A 23,198-nucleotide genomic window follows, 5' to 3' on the forward strand; every position below is an offset into this window, starting at 1 on the left:
CCGCCACCCCGCCCAAGCCATGGGCCAAACGACTCAATCAGCCGGCCGAACGCCCCTGGCAGAGCTCCGGGGCTCAGGAGTGCCCGGCTATTCGTTCACCAGTCAACGGCAGCAGCCCCGTCTCCCTTTCCGGCGCCCGATGGCGGCGCCTGAGCGCAGGCCGCCAGGCCCTGCTGACCGCCGCCCGCCGCCCAACGCCGCAGCAGGCGGCCCTCTGCTCAGCCCGCGGCCGGTTTCGGGGCCGGGCCCTCGTCTAGCCGTCCTGCTCGGTCGGGCCGGTCCGCGCGTGTCCGGCACCGTCGTCCCGCCGCGGGCCGACCGCCCGGGCGGGCGGGAACAGACCGGCGAGTTGCTTGCGCCCGGTGAGTGCCAGCCGCCGGTAGATCGCGGTGAGGCGGGCCTCGACCGTGCGGGTGCTGACCGCGAGGAAGCGGGCGATGTCGGCGTTGGACCAGCCGGCCGCCGCGAGCTTCGCGATGCGCTCCTCGTCCTCGGACAGCCGCGCCGCCCCGCCGGCCGGCTTCCGGGGGTCGCGCTGCCGGCTGTCGCACTGCCGATCGTCGCGCTGCCGGCCGTCGTCTCCCACGGCGTCGGGGGGTGCGCCGGTTCCGGCCAGATCGCGGGTGACGCCGCCGCAGCCGCTGCGCACGGCGAGCAGGTGCACCCGGCGCGCCGTGAGCGGCTCACCCCAGGTCCTGGCCCGGTCGGCCGCGTCGCGGATCAGGGCCAGGGCGGCGGCACGCTCGCCGCGCTGCGCGTGGGCCTCGGCCGCCGTCGACCGCCAGTCGCACAGCGCCGGATTGGTCATCCCGCGGCTGGTCAGTGCTCGCCCGCAGGCGAGGAAGTGCGGCAGGGCCGCCGCCGGGGCGGCCAGTGCCAGGCGCAGGTCACCGCGCGCCTGTTCGAAGTGCGCCCAGGCCGTGCCCTCGGTCGCGGCGGGCGGCAGGTCCGCCTCCAGTACCCGCTCGGCGGCCTCGGCATCGCCCGCGGCGAGATGCCCGCGGGCCTCGAGGGCGAGCAGCCACGGCAGCAGCCGTGGATGCCAGGCCTCGGGCGGCAGCTCGCGCCGGGCCGCCGCGAGTTCCTCCGCGGCCAACGCGGGCCGGCCCCGGGCCAGTTCGCACTCCGCCCGCCAGAGCCGGGCCAGGGCGGCGGGCATGCCGGCCCCGGCCTGGCGCGCGTCGAGGTGCACCCGGTCGAGGCCGCGCAGCGCCGCGTCGAACTCACCGGCGAGCAGCAGCGCCCGGCAGACGCGGAGCCTGGGCAGGAAGGGCAGCGAGGTCCCGGGCGCGTGCAGCGCCCGCGACGCGACGGACCGGACCAGATCACGCCGGCGACCCTGCGCGGCGAGCCGCCAGGCGATCACCCCCGCGACGACCGGCTCCACGACCGGGTCGGCCGCAGGCCCGGGCGTGCAGTCGGCGGGCAGGCCGTCCAGCTCCGGCAGCGGCGCGACCGGCAGCACCGGATCGGTGTCGCTGTCCTCGGCCGCGATCCACCCGATCGCGCCCAACGCGATCACGTCCGCACCCGTGCGGCGGCGGCAGGCCGAGGCGATCGATCGGTGCGCGGTGCGCGCGTCGCCCCGGCACAGCAGCAGGTCGGCCGCCCGGACCAGCTCGCCGAGCGCGGTCTCCGGCGGAGCCTCGGCCAGCACCTCGCGCAGCCGCAGATCGCTGGCCTGCGGCCGGTCGGCGACCTCGGCCAGCGCCAGCTCGGTCAGCAGCCGGGGCCGCTGCGCCGGGGCGTCGTCGCGCAGCGCGCGCATGAGCAGCGTCGCCGCCGCGGCGGCATCACCCTCGGCTCGGCGCCGCGCGGCGACCTGGCGCAGCAGCTCGCCGCTCCACCGGGTGCTCAGCTCCGGCGCCCGCACCACCAGCTCGGCGAGCCGCTCGTCCGCAATCGCGCTGTGCCGGCCCAGTTCGGCGGCGCGGCAGGCCAGTCGGGAGCGATCCGCGGCGGCCATCGCGCCGAGCACCCGCACCGCGACGCCGTCGACGAGCGCGGGAGCCGGATCGTGCCGGGCCAGTCCGAGGCAGACGAGTTCGTCGAGCGCGGTGCGCCAGGAGCCGTCGAGCGGGGCGGCCAGCATGGTGGCCAGCTCGAAGCCGCCCGCCCGGCCGCATGCCGCCATCGCGCGGGCGAGGCGGAGTGCGTCGGCCGACAGCCCGTCGAGCACCGGACCCGCGCGCCGCGCGACGACCTGCGCGGCCAGATCCGCCATCGCCGTCGTGTCCCCGGTCGGTGGCGCTCCGCGCGTGAGGCGGTTCCCCATGGCCCGCAGCACGGCCGGAAGCCCCCCGGAAGCCTCCGCGAGGCTCCGCACGCGCGGGTGTTCGCCCGGCCCACCACGACACCAGGTGCCGGCCAGGCGGCACAACGCGTCCTCCGGCAGCGGGCGCACCGGCAGTTCCTCGACGTTCGCCAGCTCCGCGCAGGGCAGGACGGTGGCGCACAGCAGCAGGATCGGGGCCTGATTCGACCGGCTGCTCATTGCCCGCAACCAGGCACGGGAGTCCGGGTCGGCCCAGTGCGCGTCGTCGACGGCGATCAGCAGCGGTCGGCGGCGGGCGGCCGCGAGGAACGCGGCGCAGAGCCCCGCGACCGTGGCGAGCGACGAGTGGCGCCCGGCCGGGCCGGCGCGCAGCGGTCGGGTGAGCGAGCCGTCGCCGCACTCTTCGCCGTCGGCCACCGAGGCGGCGAGCTGCAGCACCATGCCGAAGGGCAGGGACGACTCGGAGGGCGAGCACGTCGCGTACGCGACGTCCGCTCCGGCGTCGGCCGCGTCCGCGACGGCCGCCTCCAGCAGAGCGCTCAGCCCGCTCCCCCGAGGCCCGCGCAGAATCAGCGACGCGGATCGCCGCCGGGCGACGAGGTCCTCTATCCGGGTGCGCAGCCGATCACGTTCGTGATCACGTCCTAAGAGGACAGCCGTCTCGGTTGACTCGTCAAGCATCGATGCTCCACTCAGGGCGACACCTCGCGCATGGTCCTACGGTCCTCGTCACCGGCCCCCGGATCGAGCCGGGAATGGCAGCACCCCGGTCGTCCGACCACCGTGCCGGTACCCCCTGCCGCCGCGTAAGCCGTGCCTCTGGCCCTCATGCCACGTATTGGGGAAGCACCCGGGGCGGCCAGGAGCCGACACAGAACAGGCCCATCGAGTACGCCTTGGAGACCAGCGCGGAGCGGTTGCGGACCTTCATGCTGCGCAGCAGGGCCGTGAGGTGGTATTCCACACCGCCGCAGCTGAGGAACAGCAGCCCCGCTAACTGCACCGTGGACGCGCCCGCCGCCACGCCCTCCAGGATCCGTGCCTCCATCTGCGACAGCAGTTTCTCGTCTCCCGCGACGACGACGCCGCGCCCGTCGTTCTCCTCGGTCGCCTCGCTCCCCTCGTGCTCCTCGTGCTCCGGCTTCTCCGGCCGCAGCAGCGCCATCAGCCCCTCGACGCCGCCGGTGTCCCCGCAGACCGCGAGGCCGATCAGCTCCCCGTTGAAGGCCGCGCCGTCCGAACGCAGCGCCAGCACCCACTCGACGAAGCGGGTGCGCTGCCCGTCGAGCAGCCGGTGCAGCTGCTCGACGACCTGCGTGCGCACGCTCGGATGCAGCAGCTCGGGCAGGTACCGGCCGCGCATCTGCTCCACCGAGCGGTCCAGGTCCCGCACGAAGTCGACGCTTGCCTCGACGACGCGCAGCTTGTCGTCCAGCAGCGCCGCACGCATCCCGGACTGGTCGAAGAAGGTGGGGAACACACCGCCGTCGCGGCCCGGCTTCCTGGTCGCCAGGGAATGGCCCGGATCGTCGGCGCGCGCCCAGAAATCATCATCCATGCGAAATCGGCCCCTCGACTTTAACGCTGAGCCGTCACCGTGCTCAGCTGTTGAGAAATGCTATGAAGTGAGCCTCCTGGGACCTATGGGCGTCGAAAATCACTACGTGATTCACGGGAATCGGTTCGGTCAGTGCGGTCCGCCTTGCGGTTCGAGGTTCGGTGCCGCGGGGGCGAGTTCGGATATCAGGGCGGCGCGTCCGGTGACACCGAGTTTCCGATAGACGTTCGTGAGGTGTTTCTCGACCGCCCGCCGGGTGACATTGAGCTCCTCGGCGATCCGGGCGTTGTTCAGTCCGCGCTGGACGAGGTCGACGACGGCGCCCTCGGCCCGGCTGAGCCGGTCCCGTCCCGCGCGCAGCAGCCGCGGCACCGGCCCGACGAGCTCGCTGTCCGAAGTCCCCTCGAGCCAGGAGGCGTCACAGTCGCGGGCGATCCGCTCCCCGGTGGCCAGCAGCTGCTCGGCGCCCGGCAGCCCCGCGGTGCGCAGGGCACGGCCGAGCACGGTGGCGCTGCGGGCGAGTTCGAGCCGGTTGGCCGAGCGCCGGTGCACGTCGACGGCCTCGCGCAGCAGGCCGAGACCCGCCTCCCCCGGGGTGAGCATGCCGAGCAGCCGCAGCGCGCGCCCGAGCGGGTTCGGGCCGCCCCAGGCGCGGGCATCGCGCAGTTCGTCCTCGGCCAGTTCCAGGGCCCGGTCGCGCTCGTCCAGCCGGACGCAGACCATCGCCGCCCAGACCCGCCAGGGCAGGCAGCCGGTGTCCGTCCACCCGGTCCGGGCCAGGTCGCGGCCGGCTCCGAGGAAGGTGTCCAGCGCCCCGGCCAGGTCCCCGGAGGCGGCGCTGAGCATGCCGCGCAGCAGCTGGTACGCAGCCCGGGTGCGCCGGTCGCCGAGCAGCAGCGGCCGGTTCAGCAGCCGTCGGGCGAGCCCGACGTCCTGGGTCTGCAGCGCGACCGAGACCAGGGCCGAGACGGTCAGGATCCGGGTGGCCGGCCATTCCGGGCCGGTCGTCTCGAGCAGGTCCAGGCCGAGCTTGCGGGCGCGTTCCAGCCGGCCGTGGCCGGCCAGCACGACCACCTGCTCGGCCGCGAGGCAGGCACGCACGCCGGCCGATCCGTCCGGCCGGGCCGCGGCGACGGCCCGCTCCACCCAGCGTCCCACGGCGTCGACGGAATCGGCGGCGTCGGCGGCCACGGCGGCGGCGACCAGGAGGGGCAAGGAGGTGTGCACATGCGTCGGATCGGCCGGTTCGCCCTGCACCACACGGTCGCACAGGGCCGCGACGTCGGCCGCCGGCAGTTCGCCGGTGAGCACCGCCTCCCAGGCGAGCACGGCGAGCAGTTCGCGGCCGGGGCCGGTGTCCGCCGAGCCCGAGCGCAGCAGTTCGCGCACGCGCTCGCCGGGCCGAGCCGCCCCGGGTTCGTCCGCGGCCGCGGACGGCGGCGGGCTCGGGCGCGCCTGGAGGGGGCCGACGTCGCCGAACAGCGTCAGCGCCCGCACGCGCGCCTCGAGCCGGAGCCCCGGACCGCGGTGCAATACGGCCCGGTCGCTCGCTGCCAGTTCGTCGCGCACGCGCCTGATCAGGTCGCCGACGGGCGGCACGCTCGTGGCGAGGACCGGCGGCATGCTCGCGGCGAGGATCGGAGGCAGCAGCAGCGCGGCGCCGACCCGTTCGGGACCCGGCTCCAGGTGGGGCAGCGCCGTGCGGACGCGCTCGACACAGGAGAGCGGGTCGGTGTCGCGTTCGGCGGCCGCGAGCTCGGTGAGCAGCTGGGCGCGCAGCTGCCGGTCGGCGGGGCCGTGGACCATGGCGGTGCGCAGCAGCTGGAAGGCCCGACCCGCCGCGCCGCTCTCGGCGGCACGCACCGCCGCCGAGCGCAGCACGCCCACGGCCCAGCGGTCCAGCGGTCTGCCGGCCGGCGGCAGGTGTTCGACGACGATCTCGTCCGGTTGCCCGGCGGCGTACAGCAGCCGTGCGGCGGCGCCGTGCAGACGTTCCCGGTCGCCCCGGGGCATCGCGGCGTAGAGCGCGGCGGGCAGGCTCGGGTGCACGAACCGCACCGGCGCCGTGTCCGCGAGCAGGCCCAGTCCGTGGAGCGCGCGCAGCGCCGCCGCGTACTCGATCTCGTCGAGCTGCGCGAGCTCGCGCAGGATGTGCGCATCAGCGTGTCCGCCGAGCACGGCCAGCGCGTCCGCGAGCCGCCGGGCCTTCGCCGGCGCCGAGGCGAGGCCCGCCTGCCGCCACCCGAGCAGCGATCGTTGGCAGTGGTCGCGCAGGTCCGCGGGATCCCCGGGCGCCGGAGAGAGCGCGTGCACCGCCGACGCCACGGCGGCCACGGCTGCCGGACGGCCCCCGGTGATCTCGCAGCAGACCCGGACCAGATCGTCCGTCGCCGCCGAACCGAGCATGTGCCGCACGGCGGCGGCCGAGAGCGGACTCGGCTCGAGCACGACGCCCGCCGCGTCGAGCAGCTCCCGCAGGGCCCCGCGCTCGGCCGGGTCGTCGGCGGGATCCGCCGCCGTGTCGTCGTCAGCGGGCTGTGAGGTGACCGCGCACAGAACGAGCACCCTGGCCTTGCTCAGCCGCTTCGCCAGATAGACGAGCCAGGTCAGCGAGGCGGTGTCAGCCCATTGCACATCGTCGACGACCAGCAGCACGGCGCGCTCCGAGCTCAGCCTTAGCAGCAGCGCGTGCAGGGCGTGCAGCACGGACTCGTCGGTCGTGTGTCCCTCGAACCAGGGGTCGTCGACCAGCACTGTCCGGGAGACGGCGGCGGAGCCGGTGAACAGGGCGTCGACGCGTGCGGCGGAGCGGGCACCGAGCAGCGGCTGGAAGAGTTGCTGGACGACGCCGAAGGCGAAGCCCTGCTCCGCGGCCGAGCAGGCAGCGCGCAGCACCGTGAACCCGGCGACGGCGGGGCCCGCGCAGAGTGCGTCGAGCAGGGCCGAGCGCCCGCAGCCGGGCGCCCCGGTGATGACGGCGAAGCCGCCCTGCCGCTCTGCGGCGGAGCCGAGCGCCCGCTCGAGGGCGCGCAGTTCCGGGTCGCGCTCCAGCGGTCTCGCCCGGCCTCCGCGCACCTGGTCACGCCCGGCTCGTCCACGGGCACGCCCAGAGCCGGGTGGCCCGCACCGATCGTATGGACGGCCTCGCCTCCCGGGGCCGGACGCGGACCCGGTGGCCGTCGCGGTCGGGCCGGGGGGACCGTCGCCCGGCAGAGGCGGCGCGAGCGGTGACGGGGCGGCCGCACCGTCCTGCTTCAGCCGGCTGCGGGCCGTGTCCTGGGGGTCGATGTGCGGATACGCCATGGTCAGTTCCTCGTTGCTTGCCTTGCCCCCGGTGTTGCTTGCCTCGCCCCCGGTGTTGCTTGCCTTCCCCCCGGCCGGCCGTGCGCTCGAGCCGCGCGGGGTCGGACCGCGGGCGGCGCCGGGCCGGCCTTCGAGCACGACCGGGCTCACTTCCCCGTCCGGTGTCACCGGTCCCGAAGAGTGTTCGGTCCGACCTCCTGTGGCATCCGCGTCCCCCGGCTCTCGGGCGGTGGGCGATGCGATGTGCCGCACGTTCCGCGCCCACGTCCGGCGGCCGCGCCGGGGCTCGCCGAGGCGGGGGCCGGGAGCGCGGCCACGTCGACGGCGATACCTCAGGTCGGCCCCGGCGGCGGTGACAGCAAGGAATGCGCGTAAGCACTCTCCGAGGCCGCCGGCAGCGCCCTGCACCCGGCGGCCACGGCCCACCGGTGACCGGACCGAGTCCCGTGTGTCAAACCCATCCCCGTGTTCCTCCTGTCGTGGGCTGCGTCCTCACCGGATGCGTGTCTGCGTCGTCGGGAAGGGCACGGTCACAGGCTCTTCGGCCGGAGCCTGCGCTCGCGCGGGATGTGGGGCGGTCGGCCGCGAGTCGACCGCCCGCCTCCTTCGTCAGGCGCGGGTCACGTCGACGCCGTGCTCATGCAGGAGGGCCGCCTGGTCCATGGGCAATCCGTCATCCGTGACCAGTCGTTCGAAATCGTCGAGTTGTGCAAATCGGACAAAGGAATCCATGCCGTACTTCGAACTGTCCGCTATCAGAATCCTGCGCCGGGATACGCGCATCGCCGCGGATTTCACCGCGGCCACGGCACCGTCCGGCACCGTCACACCGCGCTCGATACTCATGCCGTTGCCACCCATGAACGCGAGGTCGAGCACGAGGGTGTCGAGCATCGCCACCGCCCAGTGATCCACGTTCGCCACGGTTTCCGCGCGCACCCGCCCGCCGACCACGAGAACGGTGATCTCCGGGCGCTCGACCAGGGCCTGGGCGGTGACCAGCGAGGAGGTCACCACCGTCAGCGGCCGGTCGGCCGGCAGCTGATGGGCGACCAGCGACGGCAGGAAACCCTCATCGATGTATACGGACTCGGCCTCCTTGACGAAGGTCACCGCGGACGCGGCGATCCGGTTCTTCTGCGCCTGCCGCCTGGTCGAACGCACCGACAGGGCGCTCTCGAAGCTCAGGCGCTCCACCGCGACCGCGCCGCCGTAGACCCGGCGCACCAGTCCCTGCCGTTCGAGATCCTTCAGGTCCCGGCGAATCGTCTCCGCCGCGAGATGGAGTTCTTCCGAGACCTGTGCGACATTCACCCGACCGGTGCGTCGCGCGCGTTCGAGGAGCATCTGACGACGTTCGATCACATACACGTCGCGTAACGCTCCTTTCACAAACGAGTACCGCATTCATGCGGTTTCACGTCCGTTGTTGCCCGGAAGGCCTCAGTTTTATCCGCGCCATGAGCAGCCGCAATACTGGAAATATCTCGTTCGAGTAACGCAAATGACCGACCTTGCCCGCATTGGTGCCCGCAGTGCCCAGATGGCGTCTTGAAGATGACCGAGTTCCGACCGAACCCATAACATCCAACGTTCAATGATTTCCGGCACGTGACGACAGGGGCTCGCCGGCCCCTTGTGCGTACGACAGGGGCATCTGCCGTGGCGCGGTGAGGCCGGTGAGGCCGGCGACGCGAGAACCGGTCGACAGCCTGCCCGCGCGGGGCCGCCGCTCTCCGGCCCGTGGCCGCTACGGATCCTCCACGGTCCGGCCGGCGGGAGGCGTACATCCACGAGATGGTTACGACTTCGAGATCGCCCCGCCGGCCCGCCTGGGCCGGACGGCCTCCTCAAGAGCGCACCCCCAGTACTGGGGAAACGCACAGTCACCCGCTTCTAGCTTGGCCGGGCAGCCAAGACCGGGACCGCGGACGCCGATGTCGCGGTGAACACGAGGGGAAGCCAGGTGTCGAAGCGAGCGCTCAGCTCCGCAGCTCCCCCACCACGTCCGTGGCCTGACATGGGCGCGCACCCGTCCGGGCCGGGACCGGACGGGGCAGGCCCGACCGCTCCGCGGCGGCGGGACGACGACCGGGGGCGAGCGGAAGCCGGGCCCGCCCGGCTGATCGTGTCCGGTCCCGCCCTGCGGAACCCGGAGCTGGTCGGGCGGAAGGCGGCGAGTCAGGTCGAACTGGCCCTCGCCGGGATCGCGGTGCCGCCACTCGTGTGCGTGCCGGCCTCCGTGTTCGACCATGTGGTGGCCGCGGACCCGACTCTCGGACGGCTGCTGCACGACCCGGCCGACGACCCCCTGGCCAGAGCGGCCCAGCTGCGCGAGCGACTGGCGCACACGGCACTGCCCACGCCGCTGACCACCGCGCTCGACGGGCGGTTCGCCGAACTCGCCGGCTCCGCCGGACTGGTCGCGGTGCGCTCCTGTGTGGTGCCGAACCGCGGCCGTGGCGACGGCGAGGATTCGGCCGCCGATCCGTTCGCCGGGCTGGGTGACAGCTTCCTCTACGTCGGCCGGGACGACATCGCCCGCCGCGTCGCGCAGTGCTGGGCCTCGGCCTTCAACGCGGAGGCAGTCGCCTACCGCATCCGGCGCGGCCTGGATCCGTTCGCCGCCCGGGTCGCGGTGACCGTACAGCGGATGGCGATGGGAGCGCGCTCGTTCGTCGCCTTCACCCGGGACCCCCGGGACGGCGCGCGGCGCACGGTTGTCGCGGCGGCCCACGGCATCGGCGAGGGCGTCGTGCAGGAGAAGGCCGACGTGGACCACTACTTCCACGACCCGGCCACCGACGCGGTCGGCTCCGAGCTCACCCTGAAACGGCGCGCGGTCGGCTGGGACCCGGGCCGCCCGGACGCGGGCCCCGTCCCGCTCACGCTCACCCCGCGTCAGGCCACCGAGTCCGTGCTCACCGATGACGAGGTGCGCCGGATAGCCGCACTCGCGGCGGCGGCCGAGCAGCACTTGGGCGCGCCCCAGGACGTCGAGGGCACGATCACCGCCGACGGGGAGATCGTCCTGGTGCAGTCCCGGCCGGTGCAGATCGCCCGGCCGGGCGGGCCGGCCCCCGGGGCGTCCCCGGACCAGGACACGGCCCTGTGGGACAACAACAACGTCACCGAGAGCTTCCCCGGGATCAGCAGCGCACTCACCTACTCGGCGGCCCGTCAGCTCTACGAGACGGGCTTCCGGGATCTCTACCGGCGGATGGGCGTGCCCGCGCGGACGCTGCGCCGCAACGCCCACCTGCTCGCCCGCATGATCGGCCATCTCGACGGCCGGATCTACTACCGCCTCGACTGCTGGTACCGGCTGCACGGTCTGATGCGCTGCTTCCGGCCGCTGTGGCCGACCTGGGAGCGTTCACTCGGCCTGGCCGCCACCGAGCACACGCGTCCACGGCCCGCACCGGTGACGCGCGCACTCGACGTCGCGGGAATCCTCCGCAGGCTCACCGCGCATCCGCTCCGGGTCCGCGGCTTCCTGCGCTGGTGGGACGCCTGTCACGCGGAGCTCGCGGACACCGGAACCCGCTCACCCGCGCAGCTGGCCGACACCTACCGACTGCTGTGGGCGCAGGTGGGGCGCCGCTGGGGTGTGACCCTGGTCAACGGCGTCTTCCTGTTCGCGGCCACGGCGGCCACCACACATCTCGCGAGCCGCTGGCTGAAGGGTGACACCGCGGCCGTCACCGCGGGCATGCTCTGCGGCGGCCGCGACAACCGGTCGACGCAAGCCGTGCTGGCGGCGGTGGCGCTCGCCGAACGCGCCGTCGAGGATCCGAGCCTGGCCGCCGAACTGCGCGACGCCGACGCCGACGCGGCCTGGCGGCGAATCGCCGCGGGCCCGCACGGCCCGGCCTTCACCCACTACCTGCGCGCCTTCGGTGACAGGACCCTGCACGACCTCAAGCTGGAGACGCGCACGCCGCGCCAGGAGCCCCCGCTCCTGCTGACCACCCTCCGCACGTACGTCGACCGGCGACTGCGCGTGGCGCAGATCCGCGCGACGGCCCGCAGGACCCGCGACGACGCCGTACGGACGCTGCGTGCCCACTGCCGCAATCCGGTCAAGCGCGCGGTGCTCGCCGCCGGATACGCGGCGATGCGGGCGCTGCTCAAGGTCCGTGAGGACACCCGGTTCTGTCGCAGCCAGCTGTTCGGCGACTCCCGCGCGCTGCTGCTGCGGCTCGGCGAGCACGCCGCCGCGGCCGGCTGCCTCGAGCGCGCCGAGGACGTGCTCGATCTGACCGTGGAGGAGGTGCTCGGCGCGATCGACGGCACGCTTCCCGGCGCGGACCTTCGCGCGCTCGTGGCCGTCCGGGCCGCCGAACGGGCCCGGTGCGGCGCGCTCGCACCGTTGCCGGCCCGGCTGCGGACACCCGCGGACCTGCCGCTGCCGGCAGCCCTGGCCCAGGTCCCGCGCACGGCCGAGGCGGCGCGGGCCGCACCACCCGGCGTCGCCGGCGACGCGCTGCGCGGCCTCGCGTCCAGCCCCGGCACCGTGCGGGGCCGGGCAGCGGTCGTGCTGGACCCGGTCGGGGCCGACATCCCGGCCGGACAGGTGCTGATCGCGCGCGAGACCGATCCCGGCTGGCTCTTCCTGATGATGTCCGCGGCGGCCCTGGTGGTCGAACGCGGCACCCTGCTCTCGCACACGGCGATCACCGGCCGGCTGCTCGGCATCCCGACGGTCGTCGCGGTCCCCGGGGCCACCCGCCGGATCGCCGACGGAGCCCTCGTCGAGGTCGACGGCGCGGCCGGCACCGTCCGGCTGCTGGAGCGGCCGTGATGACCCGCCGGCTCGTCCGCTACGTCGCCGACGCGTACCCGCTGCGGATCCACCTGCCCTACATGCTGCTCTGGGCGGTCGGCCTGACCGTGCAACTGGCTTGCCTGACCGGCGTGATAGCACAGTGGCGCCCGGACGCCTGGCTCGCGGTCACCGGGATCACCCTCGTCCTCGACATGCTGATGCTGCGCGCCCTCGACGACATCCGCGACCACGACTACGACAGGGCGCACCATCCGAGCCGGCCGCTGCCCGCCGGCCGGGTCCGCGAGCGAGACCTGACCGTCATGATCGCGGCGGGCACGGCCGTCGTGCTGCTGCTGAACGCCGGGCGGCCGGCCGCCCTGGCCGCCCTGGCTCTCCAGCTGGGCTACGCGTTCCTCGTGATCGCCGCCGACCGCCGACTGCACTGGCCGCCGCCGCGGCGGGTGTTCCTGCACCTCGCGGTGAACCTGCCCATCCAGGCCCTGCTCAGCTGCTACGTCTACGCCGGCTTCCTCACCTCGACCGGACAGCGACCGGACCGGGCCGGACTGGTCGCCGTCGCCGCGGCCACGCTGGCCGCCGCCTGTCTCGAGTTCGGCCGCAAGGCGAACCGGGCGCCGCGGCCGGGCGAGCACACCTACTCCGCGGTTCTCGGCCCGGCGCTCACCTCTGCACTCGCGGTCGGCTGCGCCCTGGCCGGCGCGGCCGTGGTGCTCGGGGCGCTGCGTCCGTGGGCCTCCGGCGCCGACGCGTGGGGCTGGCTGGTCCTCGTCCCGCCGCTCGTTCCGGCGGCGTGTGCGCTGAGGTTCGCCCGTGGGGCGACGCGCTGGCCGGCCGGGCCGACCATCGCGTTCGTCCCGACCACCTACGCCGGCTACCTCCTCGTCGGCTGGCTGGCGAAGGGAGCCTGGCTGTGAGTACCGGGCCGGGACGGCCGGCACCCGATTTCTGGACCCTGGTCGGGCCGGACGGAGCGGGCAAGTCGACCGTGCTGGAGCTGCTGCACCGCGAACACGGGTGGCGCGTGGTCTCCTACGACGACGCCTACCTCGGCGCCCATCCGCTCATCAGGACCCTGCGCGAGCTGTGGGTCGACGACGCCTTCGTGTGGTGCGGCAAGCGCTACACGAGCGAACTGGTGCTCGCCACGCTGCACCCGATCGTGCTGCACCTGCGCGACGAGCTGACCCGCGCGAGCGGGAACGGGCCGGTGATCGTCGACTCGTACTACTACAAGCTGCTGGCCAAGTGCACGCTGCTGGGGGTGAGCCACCAGCCGACCTTCGACATCTGGCGCTCCTTCCCGCAGCCGGCGGGCGCGTTCTGGCTCGACGTGCCGCCGAGGCTCGCCTGGCAGCGCAGCGGCCACGGCGCACGCGTCAACCCGTTCGAGCACTATGGCGCCCGGCCCGAGCAGGTCGGCTTCGTCCGGCTGCAACGCGACCTGCGCGCGGCCGTGCTGGCCGAGCTGCGGGACGTCCCGGTGGTCGACATCGACGGCCGCCGCACACCCGAGGCACTGGTCTCGGCCATCCGCCGCACGGTCGAGCCGGTGATGGCCGGATGACGGCACCGACGTCGGAGACGCCCCAGGCGACCGCGCTCGAACACCGGCTCGCCGCGCTGTTCGCGCAGCGCGCCGCCTGGGTCGGCCGCGAGACGGTGAGCCCGGCCGAGCTGACCGACGACGACCGCGTCGCCCTGGTCGTGCTGTGCCGGTTCGACCTGCCCGACGTGGTCGCCGGCGCCCGGGCGTTCGCCGCCGGACTCGATGCGCGGGAAGCGGCGCGCTGGCGCCGGACCTGGACCGCCACCAGGTTCCTGTTCGGCAACCCGGCCAACCTGACGGGGCGTACGCCGGTCCGGGTCATCGGCCCGGGCGGCAGCTGCGCCTGGCTCGGCCTGTACCCGCCGGACCACACACCGGGCCGGGCCCGGCTGCTCAAGCCGCTGACCGGCACGCCGCCCACGCTGCCGCCGACGCTCTCCATCCCCGGACACGGCACGCCACGAGCGCTGTACGTCGCGACGCGGGGCCTCTCACTCGTCGACTACCTGGTCCATCTGCACCACACCCTCGCCGAGGCCGTACTCAGCGGCAGGCTCGGCGCCGACGACGCACTCCGGCTGCACCACCGACCCGACATCGAGCCCGCCGTGGCGGTCGGCGAACCCGCCTACGCCCGCGTGCACCATCCCGATGCCGACACCGCGCGGCTGCGTCTGTTCACCTGGCTCGCCCCCGACCCTCAGGATGCGCCATGAAGGATTTCCAGGACTTCTCCGCCTCGGACCTGGCACGGCTGGCCCTCTCCGCCCAACTGCAGAAGCTGTCCGACGCCTTCCGGCTCGCCTCGGTCACCCCGGGCGTCGCCACCCTCGCCGACCGGCTCGAGGCGCTGCTGGACTCCGAGGTGCCGACACTGCGCGCGTCGATCGCCGGCTATCTCGGCGCGGCCGAGGGCACGACGACCCATGTGGCCGACCCGGCCGCCACCGCCGCACAGCTCGACGCCTGGTACCTGCGGCATGCCCAGCTCGAACCGCTGGCCCGCGTCCCCGACCCGTTCAGCCGCCTGCTGAGCGGCCGTACGCCGGGCGAGCGCACCTGCCTGATCTGTGCGAAGTACGCGGGCAACCCCGTCCCCCCGTGGGCCGGGTTCCCCGTCCCCCCGGGCGGGCATCTGATCGATGACGACCTGTGGAGGGTCGGGCACGGGCCCACCCCGTACTGGCCCGCCGGGACGCTGCTGATCGAGTCCCGGCGGCACTTCCTCGACTACGCCGACTTCGCCGCCGACGAGGCGGCCTCCCTCGGACCGCTGATCCACCGGCTGACCGAACCGCTCAAGCAGGCCACCGGTGCCCCGCGCGTGCACCTGTTCTCCTGCATGGAGGGCACCGAGCACTTCCACCTGTGGATGGTGCCCCGCGTGCCCGGAGCGACCGAGGGCCGGACCTTCATCGCCGAACCCGGCCACTGCACACCGTCGGAGGCCGAGGAGGTCATCCACAAGGTGCGTGCCGCGCTCGACGCGGAGCACTCCGCCGAGGACCCCGCCGACGGCGAGGCCACGACGTGACCGGCGCCCGCCCCCGCGTCCTGGTCGCGCCGGTGACGGTGAGCCCGACCAAGCCGCTGACCCCGACGCATCTCAAGTACCTGCTCTCACTCGACGTGCTGCGCCGCGCCACCGCCACGTTCGCGGAGGTCACCTTCCTCTACCGGCATGCCACCTTCGACGGCAGTCACCAGGTCACCGGATTCTGGTCCTACCTGGATGACCGCTTTCCCGGGCGGGAGTACGCGGACGCCACGGAGGAGGAGATCGGCGAGCTCTACACGACGTATCACCGCACGGACGCCGCCGACGTCGTCGACCGCGGTCCACGAGCCGGCGGACCGCATCCGGTCAGCACCCGGCTGCTCGACATCTGGGCCGGGCACTACCGCACCCTCGGGATGCTCGATCCGGTGATGGGCCGGGACGGGCCGCCGTTGCTGGACGCCGAGGACGTGCTGGCGCTGCTGGCCGAGCACGGACTGTGCGTCGACGGCCGTGCGCTGGGCGCGCCGGTGTACCTCGACGCCACCGGCGAAGGCCTGCCGCTACGGGTCGTGGTGGGCGCCGACGGCCGGCCCAACTACCTGCTGCCGCTCCTGCGTGAGCTGATCCCGCAGGCGGCCGCCCACGACCTCGTGGTGCTGGCGCACGACACCGAGTTGCGCGCCGACTACCGGACCGTCGCCGCGATCCTCACCGTGCTCGGAGCGAAGGTCACCCGCTTCGAGGTGCCGCGGGTGGCCATCGACGGCGTCGCCCGCTCGACGCGGCACGGCGGCTGGCAGGGGTACACGCTCAGTGCGATCGCCGCGCCGCTCGTCGACGCACACGGGCCGGACGCCTTCCGCCTCGGGCTGCGGCTGTACCTCATCGCCGAGCTCGGCCGCACGGCGCGCCAGTCGTTCTCCCCGGCCCGGCTGCGCCGCTGGGTGCGCCGCGCGGCACGGCTGCTGGACCGGTGCTCCGGTGACCCCTCGGCACCGCCCGCCGAGCTCGGCGGCCACCTCGGCGCGCAGGCCGGCGCCCGGGGGTACGCCGACCCGTATCAGATCATGACGACGCTGCTGCGCCGTGAGAGCGACGTGCCGCTGGACGAACTGCTGCACGTGGTGACCGCGACCGAACCGGCGGATGCCGGGCTCGGCTTCTCCGGCAGCGTGCCGCTCCAGGCCGTGCACCGCCGCAACGCCTCCGAGGTCTTCCTGACCGACGCACGACCCGGCGGCCGCCCACCGGTGCGCCGGTTCACCGCGGCGGCGCTGCTGCCGGTCGCGCACCCGCACTACACCGCGCACACCGGCGAGGCCAACCGCCGGCTCGACCCGATGCTGCTGCTGGAGTGCTGCCGGCAGGCGGAGACCTACGCGGCGCACCGGTTCTACGGCGTCGAGCCCGACGCGGCCTTCGTCCTCAAGAGCTGGTCGCTGTCGCTGCTGCCCGAGGCGCTCGCCCCTCGGCCGGGGCGGGACACGCCGGTGCGGCTGACGATCGGCGCGCGGACACGCGGGCTGCGGACGGTCGGCGGCGCGGCCCGCGGCCTGGTGCAGGACTTCGACCTCTGGGCCGCCGGGCGGCCGATCGCGCGCGCACGGATCGAGGTCGGCTACGTCTCGCGCCCGGCCTACACGCTGCTGCGCTCCCGCGGCCGGGAGGCTCCCCCGCCCTCCTGCCCCGACCCTGCCCCGCAGACCGGCGAGCCGGTGCCACCGCGTTGGGTGGGGCGCGGATCGCCGGATGACACGCTGCTGCTGGACCTGTCCACCACCCCCGCCGCGAGCACCGCGCGCCTGCGCCTGCCGACCGGCAACATCAGCCTGTTCGACCATGCGCAGGACCACGTTCCCGGAACCGTCCTCGTCGAGGCGGCCCGCCAACTGGCCGCCGTGGTCGCCGATCGGTACCACGGCAAGCCGCCCGACCGGACCGTGATGACCGCGATGAGCGCCTCGTTCTCGGCGTATGCCGAACTGGACGCTCCGATCGAGCTGCACACCCCCTCCGCCGAGGAGCCGGCACGTGTGCGGGTCGTCCAGGGCGGGACCCGCATCGCAGAGATCGGGATCGCCCTCGGGCTCACCGCGCCGGGCCCGGCCGCGGAGGACGGACACGGAAGGAGACCGCCATGGGCGCGGCAGCCGTCCTTGCCGGGCTAGGCGGCTGGGTGCCCGGCGACGCCGTCGGCAACGCCGAACTCGCCCGCCACCTGCGTCTGGACGACGAGTGGATCAGGACACGCACCGGCATCAGCCACCGTCATCTCGTGGCCCCCGGGCAGTCCACGGGGGACCTGGCGGTCGAGGCCTGCCGCCGCGCACTGCACTCCTACGGTGCCGGGCCGGTCGATGCGCTCGTGCTCGCGACGGCCACCCCGGACCAGCCCTGCCCGCCGACCGCCCCGCAGATCGCCGCGGCGCTCGGGCTCGGCCCGATCCCGGCCTTCGACATCGGCGCGGTCTGCTCCGGTTTCGTCTACGGGCTCGCGGCCGGCGCGGGCCTGCTCGCCGCCGGTGTCACGGGCACGGTGCTGGTGGCCGGAGCCGACGCGTTCAGCACCGTCGTCGACCCGGACGACCGCACGACCCGGTCGGTGTTCGGCGACGGCGCGGGCGCCGTGGTGCTGCGGGCCGGCAGGACAGCGGAACCCGGCGTGATCGGCGGCTTCGACCTCGGCAGTGACGGCAGCGAACACGGGTTGCTCGTCGTGCCCGGCGGCGGGTCCCGGCAGCGCTCCAGCGGGGAGGGGATCAAGAGCGAGGACTGCTACCTCGTGATGGACGGTCCCCGGTTGTTCAGCCGTGCGGTGCAGCGGATGGCGGAGTCGGTCGCCCGGACGGCCGCCCGGGTCGGCTGGGACGTCTCCGGTGTCGACCGCTTCGTGCTGCACCAGGCCAACGAGCGGATCCTGGCCGCGGTCGCGCGCAGGCTCGGCGTCCCCCGGGAACGGTTCGTCTGCAATATCGGCCGGGTCGGCAACACCGCCGCCGCCTCCATCCCGCTGGCGCTGGCCGACGCGGCGGCCCGCGGCGGCTTGCGGCCCGGCGACCGCGTTCTGCTCTCCGGCTTCGGCGGCGGGCTGACCTGGGGCTCGGCCGCACTGGTCTGGCCCGCTCTGGAGCCGACCGCCCCCATCACCGCGACCCCGTGAGGAGAACCCCCATGCACCCGGCACAGGACATCACCATCCAAGACCGCATCAGTGACCTGCTGGTCCACGTGCTGCGCGTGCCGGCGGAGGCGGTCGGCGCGGACACCACCTTCGCCGCACTCGGCATCGACTCGCTGATCCTGGTGGAGCTTGCGCTGCTGATCGGCGACGAGTTCGGGGTGTCGATCGCCGACGGCGAACTGCTGCCGGAGATGACGATCGGCGCGAGCGCCGAGCTGGTCTCGCAGCGCAGCCGGGTCCGGTGAACGGCCGCCGTCGGCCGCCGGCGGTGGCCGTCACCGGGATCGGCCTGCTCACCCCGGCCGGTATCGGGGTCGAGGCCAACTGGTCGCGACTGGTCGCCGGCCGGTCGTGCGCGACGGCGGACGAGACGCTGCGCGACGGCCCGGTGCGGATCACCTGCCGGGTGCCCGGCTACGACCCGGACGCCGAGCTCGGCGGTTTCCGCGCCCGCCAGCTCGACCGGTTCACCCAGCTCGCGATCAGCGCGGCCCGCGCGGCGGCGGCCGACGCCGGCTGGGATCCGCGTGCGTGGGAGCCCGCCCGGGTGGGCGTGGTGCTCGGCAACTCGCTCGGCGGGGCCGCGACCTTCGCCGCGCAGCACCACGTGCTGCAGGACGAGGGTGCGCAACGCGTCTCCCCGCTGCTGATCCCGTCGTTCATGGTCAACATGGTTGCCGGTCAGGTGGCGCTGGACCTCGGCGCGCAGGGACCCAGCCAGGTGGTCGCCACCGCATGCGCCTCGGGTGCCACGGCCGTGGGCGCGGCCCGCGACCTGCTCCGGTCCGGCGCGTGCGACATCGTGCTCGCCGGGGCCTGCGAGTCGGCGCTGACCCCGCTGGTACTGGCCGGCCTGTACCGGATGGGCGCCCTTGCTCGCGGTGGTGGCGAACCGGCAGACGTGATGCGGCCGTTCGACGCCGATCGCGACGGCTTCGTCGCCGCCGAGGGCGCGGCGGTCCTCGTACTCGAACGGCTCGAGGACGCGCGGGCCCGCGATGCCCGGATCCGGGCCGTGGTCCGCGGATACGGCGCGGCGAGCGACGCTTACCACAGCACGGCGCCGCATCCGCAGGGCCGCGGCATCGAGGAGGCGCTGCGCGCCGCGCTCGCCGACGCCGAGGTGTCCGGGTCAGAGGTGGACCACGTCAACGCGCACGGCACGTCGACGAAGCTCAACGACGTCACCGAGGGCCGGGTGCTGGCCCGGGTGCTCGGCGACCGGCCCGTGGTGACCTCGACCAAGGGCGTGACCGGACACGCCCTGGCGGCGGCCGGCGCGATGGAGGCCGCCTACACCGCGCTCGCCCTGCAGCGGCAGTGCGTGCCGCCGACCGCCAACCTGACCCGGCTCGACGAGGAGCTGACGATCGACGTGGTGCACGGCACCGCCCGGCCGGCCCGGCTCGACGTCGCGGTGAGCACCTCTCTCGGCTTCGGCGGGCACAACGCGGCCCTCGTCCTGACCGCCCATTGACGAACGAACACCCGCCATCCGAGGAGACGCAGTTGCAGAAGATCAAACTTGTCGCGCTGGACAGTGACGGAGTCCTGCTCAACGACACCTACAGCCCGGTCATCGAGCGGTTCGTCACGCAGCACGGCGGCGAGTACACAGCGGCGGTCGAACGCGGCGTGTGGGGGTCGCCGCAGCTGGCGGCCGGACAGAACCTGGCCCTGGCGTGCCGGCTGCCCTGGTCGGCCAAGCAGACCATCGCCCAGTTCTTCGCCGAGCGCGACACCTACCTCAAGGCCCATCCGATCGAGGTGCAGCCGGGCGTGCCGGAACTCCTCGCCGGCCTGCGGGAACTCGGCGTGCGCGTCACCTGCTACGGCGGACGCGACCGGCGGTACACCTTCGACACGCACCTGGGCCACCTGGCGGCGTATTTCGATCCGGAGATCCCCTACGTCGACGTGAACGACTTCCGCCCGGGTGTCCAGGAGATCGTGCGCGACATCTTCGGCCTGCGTTTCGACGAGGTCGTGTTCGTGGACGACATCAACCGGGTGGCGGAGGTGTGCAAGGCCCTGGGCGCCGGCTTCGTCGGGCTGCCGGCGAGCATGCCGCACAACTTCCAGCGCGCCGAGATGGCGGAGACCGGCGTGCGGTACGTGGTCGACGACGTCCGGCAGATCGACGCCGCACTGCTCGGGCAGGTCGACCTGGAGCTGACCGCGGGCACGCTGTGGACCGGCAGGGCCGGAGCGGACGTCCTCCGAACCGGCTGAGCCTGCCCAAGGTCGCCCTGGCTCCCCCGTGCGGACGGTCGCCGAACACACGTCCGCTCCTGGCTCCTTGGACGTCACAGTCGAACGGTGGTCCCGGGCTCGAAGCGGTCGATCGGGATGCCGGTCAGGCCCTGCTCCCCGAGGAGATGGGCGGTGGAGTGCCGGCCGAGGTCGCTGAGCATGAGTTCGTGGATCTGGATGACGCGCTCGGGCTTGACCGTGCGGACGTAGTCGGCGGCTTCACCGAGCTTGGTCCACGGGCCGCTGGTCGGCAGCAAGAGAGTGCGGACGGGGGCGCCGGGCGCGAAGTAGGCGTCGCCGGGGTGGTAGACGGCCCCGTCATCGAGGAGGTAGCCGACGTTGTCGGGGCACGGGATGTCGGCGTGGATCAGCGCGTGGCGGTGGCCGTGGACGGTGGCGGTGATGGAACCGACGCCGAAGGTGTCGCCCGCGGCGACGGCGTGCACGCGGCCGCCGTGGCTGCCGAGAGCGGCCGCGACACCGGCTGTGCCGTAGACCTGCAGCCCCGGCCGGGTTTCGAGAGCAGCGGCGAGGAGCTTCGCGTCGAAGTGGTCGAAGTGTTCGTGGGTGATCAGGACGGCGTGAGCCCGGGCGACGGCTTCCGCCGCGTCCGGGGTGAGGGTGCCGGGGTCGATGACCAGGCGGGTGTCGCCCTTCTCGAGAGTGACGCAGGCATGGGCGTGCTTGGTGAGCTTCACAGGAGGCCCTCTCTGACCCGGAAAATATCTACAACCAATCTGTACACCTAGGTTGTATATAGTACGGCAGGGCCGCTGGGTAGGGTGGTGGGACCATGGACGACAACCAACTGGCTGAAGAACTCCGCCTGACCGTCGGACAGCTCGTGCGCACCGTGCGCACGGCCGACAGGATGTCCCCCGGCGAGGCCGCCGTCCTGGGATACCTGGACCGCGGCGGCCCGATGACCACCGCCGACATCGCACACCAACGGCGCGTCAGCCACCAGTCGGCCGCCAAGGCGGTCAAGGAACTCCTCGGCCAGGGCCTCGTGCACGCCGAGCCTCACCCCAGCGACGGCCGCAAGCTCTTGCTCGACCTCACACCGGCGGGAAGCAGTCGTCTGGCCGAGGAGCGCCGAAGGCGTGCAGCCTGGCTCGGCACCGCGATCACCGAGGTCCTCGACCCGGAAGAGCGGGAGACGCTCGCGGCGGCGCTGCCCCTGCTGTCACGCCTGACCGCGCACTTGAGGGCCAAATAGGACTGGACGCGGCAGCGTCGGCCCCTGTCTCGCCGGGGCACCGGCTACGCGCGCTCGCCGCCCTTCCAGACCGCCTCGACGTGCGCCGGGACCTTGTCCAGCTGGTTCGCGTGCGTCAACTCGATGTCGAGGAGCACCAGGTCTGCCAGGTACCCCTCCCTGATCTCGCCCAGGCTTTCACGCTCGTTGATGAGATCCGCGGCCGTTCTCGTCGCTGCTGAGAGGACCTCCTCGAGCGGTATGCCGGCTTCGGCCATCAGCGCCAGCTCCTCCAGGTGACCGCCGTGGGGGTTGACGCCGGAATCGGACCCCATGGCGATGCGCACACCGGCCCGGTGGGCTCTGCCGACCGTGTCGAGGTGCTGGTCGACGACTGCGCGTGCTTTGGCGATCATGTAGTCGGGAAGCACGATGCCGGCGTCGGCCTTCTTCAGGATTCCGGTCGGCGCGGTCAGCGTCGGGACCAGGAAGAGACCCTTGTCCGCCATCTCCGCAAGGGTCTCGTCGTCGGCGAAGATGCCGTGCTCGATGCTCCGCACCCCGGCCCGGACGGCGTTCCTGATCCCGGCGGCGCCTATGGCGTGTGCCGCCACGTAGCTGTTGACGGCCTGCGCTTCCTCCACGACGACCCGGATCTCGTCGACGGTCAGCTGCGGGTGATGGGGGTCGTCCATGGGTGACAGCACCCCGCCCGAGGTGCAGATCTTCAGGTGGTCGGCGCCTGCCCGGAAGAGGACGCGGGCGATTTTGCGGGCCTCCTCGACTCCGTCCACCACGGCGTGCGGGAGTCCCTCGTGCTCGGGCACGATGCCGAAAGTGTGACCGGACGGCAGACGGAAGTCTCCGTGCCCGCCGGTCTGCGAGATGACGCTGGTGGCGATCTTCAGCCGCGGGCCAGGGATGATGCCGGCGTCGATGGCGCGCTTCATGCCCAGATCGGCACCCCCGCAGTCGCGCACACTGGTGACGCCCGAGGCGAGGACCGTACGGGCGTTGGCCGCCGACTCGTAATACACCTGGGAGTAGGGGCGCAGGGCTACGGCGGTGGGATCGCCCGACATCATCAGGTGCACGTGGGTGTCGATGAACCCCGGCACCAGGGTCTTGCCGCCGCAGTGCACGACCTCATCACCGTCGATGTCCGCGTCGGTGGGCGCGACGGCGGTGATGTGGCGCCCCGTGACAGTGACGTCGTGAGGGCCCGGCAGAAAGGATGCCCCGTCGAAGACCCGGGCGGCGCGGAAAACGGTTGTCCTGTGCTCACTCATGCGCAACTCCCGGTATGTGCAAAGGGCTGAGGCGTTTTGGCCACCGGCTGTCTGACGAAGAATCGGCTCAGTCGCACTCCGGATCTGCTCCGCTTGCGACGCGGCAGGAGAACTAGGCCCGGCAGGGCGGCCGGCATGACCAGGAGCGTGCGCACCGCGTGTTCCCACGCGGGTCCCTCGGCATGCGGTGCCGCCCAGGGGAGCCCCATCGCCGGACCCAGGACGAGGCAGCTCGTCCGGGCCTTCCGGGCCGCAGCGGCGGGATCGCCTGCGGTTGCGGAGTCGCTCGGTTGGCGCACCGT

The 23,198-nt window shown here is 73.6% G+C and carries 17 protein-coding genes; 11 read left to right on the top strand and 6 right to left on the bottom strand.

From position 1 onward, the window contains the following. Positions 1-253: 253 nt before the first annotated feature. The 4 genes from ACJ9NR_RS00490 to ACJ9NR_RS00505 all read right to left on the bottom strand — a co-directional run bounded on the left by ACJ9NR_RS00490 (position 254) and on the right by ACJ9NR_RS00505 (position 8,483). A complete protein-coding gene (locus ACJ9NR_RS00490; protein ID WP_412490407.1) occupies positions 254-2,956 on the bottom strand; it encodes a helix-turn-helix transcriptional regulator in 2,703 nt (900 codons plus the stop codon). A gap of 145 nt (positions 2,957-3,101) precedes the next feature. Further along, positions 3,102-3,833 (bottom strand): helix-turn-helix transcriptional regulator, encoded by a 732-nt coding sequence (locus ACJ9NR_RS00495; RefSeq protein ID WP_412490406.1) that lies wholly within the window; start codon positions 3,831-3,833, stop codon positions 3,102-3,104. A 129-nt stretch (positions 3,834-3,962) separates the two neighbouring features. Beyond that, on the bottom strand, positions 3,963-6,908 hold the full coding sequence (locus ACJ9NR_RS00500) for a helix-turn-helix transcriptional regulator (RefSeq protein WP_412490405.1): 2,946 nt from the start codon (positions 6,906-6,908) through the stop codon (positions 3,963-3,965). A gap of 837 nt (positions 6,909-7,745) precedes the next feature. Continuing rightward, positions 7,746-8,483 (bottom strand): DeoR/GlpR family DNA-binding transcription regulator, encoded by a 738-nt coding sequence (locus ACJ9NR_RS00505; protein ID WP_412490544.1) that lies wholly within the window; start codon positions 8,481-8,483, stop codon positions 7,746-7,748. Between the two features lie 781 nt (positions 8,484-9,264). Here ACJ9NR_RS00505 and ACJ9NR_RS00510 point away from each other — a divergent pair. From ACJ9NR_RS00510 to ACJ9NR_RS00555, 10 genes are read left to right on the top strand one after another with little or no spacing between them, the layout of a single operon-like run. Continuing rightward, a complete protein-coding gene (locus ACJ9NR_RS00510; RefSeq protein WP_412490404.1) occupies positions 9,265-11,940 on the top strand; it encodes a PEP/pyruvate-binding domain-containing protein in 2,676 nt (891 codons plus the stop codon). Then, positions 11,940-12,842 carry a UbiA prenyltransferase family protein gene (locus ACJ9NR_RS00515; RefSeq protein WP_412490403.1) on the top strand — a complete coding sequence of 301 codons (903 nt, stop codon included), beginning with the start codon at positions 11,940-11,942 and terminating at the stop codon, positions 12,840-12,842. Before ACJ9NR_RS00510 ends, ACJ9NR_RS00515 begins: the two co-directional genes overlap by 1 nt. Then, entirely contained in the window at positions 12,839-13,492 is a 654-nt protein-coding gene (locus ACJ9NR_RS00520) for a hypothetical protein (RefSeq protein WP_412490402.1), read from the top strand. Before ACJ9NR_RS00515 ends, ACJ9NR_RS00520 begins: the two co-directional genes overlap by 4 nt. Beyond that, positions 13,489-14,190, top strand: coding sequence for a DUF6182 family protein (locus tag ACJ9NR_RS00525; RefSeq protein ID WP_412490401.1), 702 nt, complete (start codon positions 13,489-13,491; stop codon positions 14,188-14,190). The genes ACJ9NR_RS00520 and ACJ9NR_RS00525 overlap by 4 nt, the downstream gene beginning before the upstream one ends. Next, on the top strand, positions 14,187-15,008 hold the full coding sequence (locus tag ACJ9NR_RS00530) for an HIT family protein (RefSeq protein ID WP_412490400.1): 822 nt from the start codon (positions 14,187-14,189) through the stop codon (positions 15,006-15,008). Before ACJ9NR_RS00525 ends, ACJ9NR_RS00530 begins: the two co-directional genes overlap by 4 nt. Beyond that, positions 15,005-17,143, top strand: coding sequence for an AfsA-related hotdog domain-containing protein (locus ACJ9NR_RS00535; protein ID WP_412490399.1), 2,139 nt, complete (start codon positions 15,005-15,007; stop codon positions 17,141-17,143). The genes ACJ9NR_RS00530 and ACJ9NR_RS00535 overlap by 4 nt, the downstream gene beginning before the upstream one ends. Next, positions 17,113-18,135 (top strand): beta-ketoacyl-ACP synthase III, encoded by a 1,023-nt coding sequence (locus ACJ9NR_RS00540; RefSeq protein ID WP_412490398.1) that lies wholly within the window; start codon positions 17,113-17,115, stop codon positions 18,133-18,135. Before ACJ9NR_RS00535 ends, ACJ9NR_RS00540 begins: the two co-directional genes overlap by 31 nt. 11 nt (positions 18,136-18,146) lie before the next feature. Beyond that, positions 18,147-18,401, top strand: coding sequence for an acyl carrier protein (locus tag ACJ9NR_RS00545; RefSeq protein ID WP_412490397.1), 255 nt, complete (start codon positions 18,147-18,149; stop codon positions 18,399-18,401). Then, positions 18,398-19,633 (top strand): beta-ketoacyl-[acyl-carrier-protein] synthase family protein, encoded by a 1,236-nt coding sequence (locus ACJ9NR_RS00550; RefSeq protein ID WP_412490396.1) that lies wholly within the window; start codon positions 18,398-18,400, stop codon positions 19,631-19,633. Before ACJ9NR_RS00545 ends, ACJ9NR_RS00550 begins: the two co-directional genes overlap by 4 nt. Before the next feature lie 32 nt (positions 19,634-19,665). After that, entirely contained in the window at positions 19,666-20,388 is a 723-nt protein-coding gene (locus ACJ9NR_RS00555) for an HAD family hydrolase (RefSeq protein ID WP_412490395.1), read from the top strand. Positions 20,389-20,462: 74 nt separating this feature from the next. Here the strand turns inward: ACJ9NR_RS00555 and ACJ9NR_RS00560 are convergent, their stop codons facing one another. Next, entirely contained in the window at positions 20,463-21,107 is a 645-nt protein-coding gene (locus tag ACJ9NR_RS00560; protein WP_412490394.1) for an MBL fold metallo-hydrolase, read from the bottom strand. 95 nt (positions 21,108-21,202) lie between these two features. Here ACJ9NR_RS00560 and ACJ9NR_RS00565 point away from each other — a divergent pair, with 95 nt between their 5' ends. Beyond that, entirely contained in the window at positions 21,203-21,628 is a 426-nt protein-coding gene (locus ACJ9NR_RS00565; RefSeq protein ID WP_412490393.1) for a MarR family winged helix-turn-helix transcriptional regulator, read from the top strand. A 44-nt stretch (positions 21,629-21,672) separates the two neighbouring features. Here ACJ9NR_RS00565 and ACJ9NR_RS00570 read toward each other — a convergent pair whose 3' ends face one another. Continuing rightward, positions 21,673-22,896, bottom strand: coding sequence for a metal-dependent hydrolase family protein (locus ACJ9NR_RS00570; RefSeq protein WP_412490392.1), 1,224 nt, complete (start codon positions 22,894-22,896; stop codon positions 21,673-21,675). Positions 22,897-23,198 lie beyond the last annotated feature (302 nt).

It is taken from the genome of Streptomyces sediminimaris, from assembly GCF_047049295.1.
GTDB lineage: Bacteria > Actinomycetota > Actinomycetes > Streptomycetales > Streptomycetaceae > Streptomyces > Streptomyces sediminimaris.

What these genes read in the sequence shown, in the direction of transcription:
- ACJ9NR_RS00515 (WP_412490403.1), top strand. Translation starts at nt 11,940, where the DNA reads ATGACCCGCCGGCTCGTCCGCTACGTCGCCGACGCGTACCCGCTGCGG.
- ACJ9NR_RS00525 (WP_412490401.1), top strand. Translation starts at nt 13,489, where the DNA reads ATGACGGCACCGACGTCGGAGACGCCCCAGGCGACCGCGCTCGAACAC.
- ACJ9NR_RS00530 (WP_412490400.1), top strand. Translation starts at nt 14,187, where the DNA reads ATGAAGGATTTCCAGGACTTCTCCGCCTCGGACCTGGCACGGCTGGCC.
- ACJ9NR_RS00490 (WP_412490407.1), bottom strand. Translation starts at nt 2,956, where the DNA reads ATGCTTGACGAGTCAACCGAGACGGCTGTCCTCTTAGGACGTGATCAC.
- ACJ9NR_RS00540 (WP_412490398.1), top strand. Translation starts at nt 17,113, where the DNA reads ATGGGCGCGGCAGCCGTCCTTGCCGGGCTAGGCGGCTGGGTGCCCGGC.
- ACJ9NR_RS00565 (WP_412490393.1), top strand. Translation starts at nt 21,203, where the DNA reads ATGGACGACAACCAACTGGCTGAAGAACTCCGCCTGACCGTCGGACAG.
- ACJ9NR_RS00505 (WP_412490544.1), bottom strand. Translation starts at nt 8,483, where the DNA reads ATGCTCCTCGAACGCGCGCGACGCACCGGTCGGGTGAATGTCGCACAG.
- ACJ9NR_RS00570 (WP_412490392.1), bottom strand. Translation starts at nt 22,896, where the DNA reads ATGAGTGAGCACAGGACAACCGTTTTCCGCGCCGCCCGGGTCTTCGAC.
- ACJ9NR_RS00495 (WP_412490406.1), bottom strand. Translation starts at nt 3,833, where the DNA reads ATGGATGATGATTTCTGGGCGCGCGCCGACGATCCGGGCCATTCCCTG.
- ACJ9NR_RS00545 (WP_412490397.1), top strand. Translation starts at nt 18,147, where the DNA reads ATGCACCCGGCACAGGACATCACCATCCAAGACCGCATCAGTGACCTG.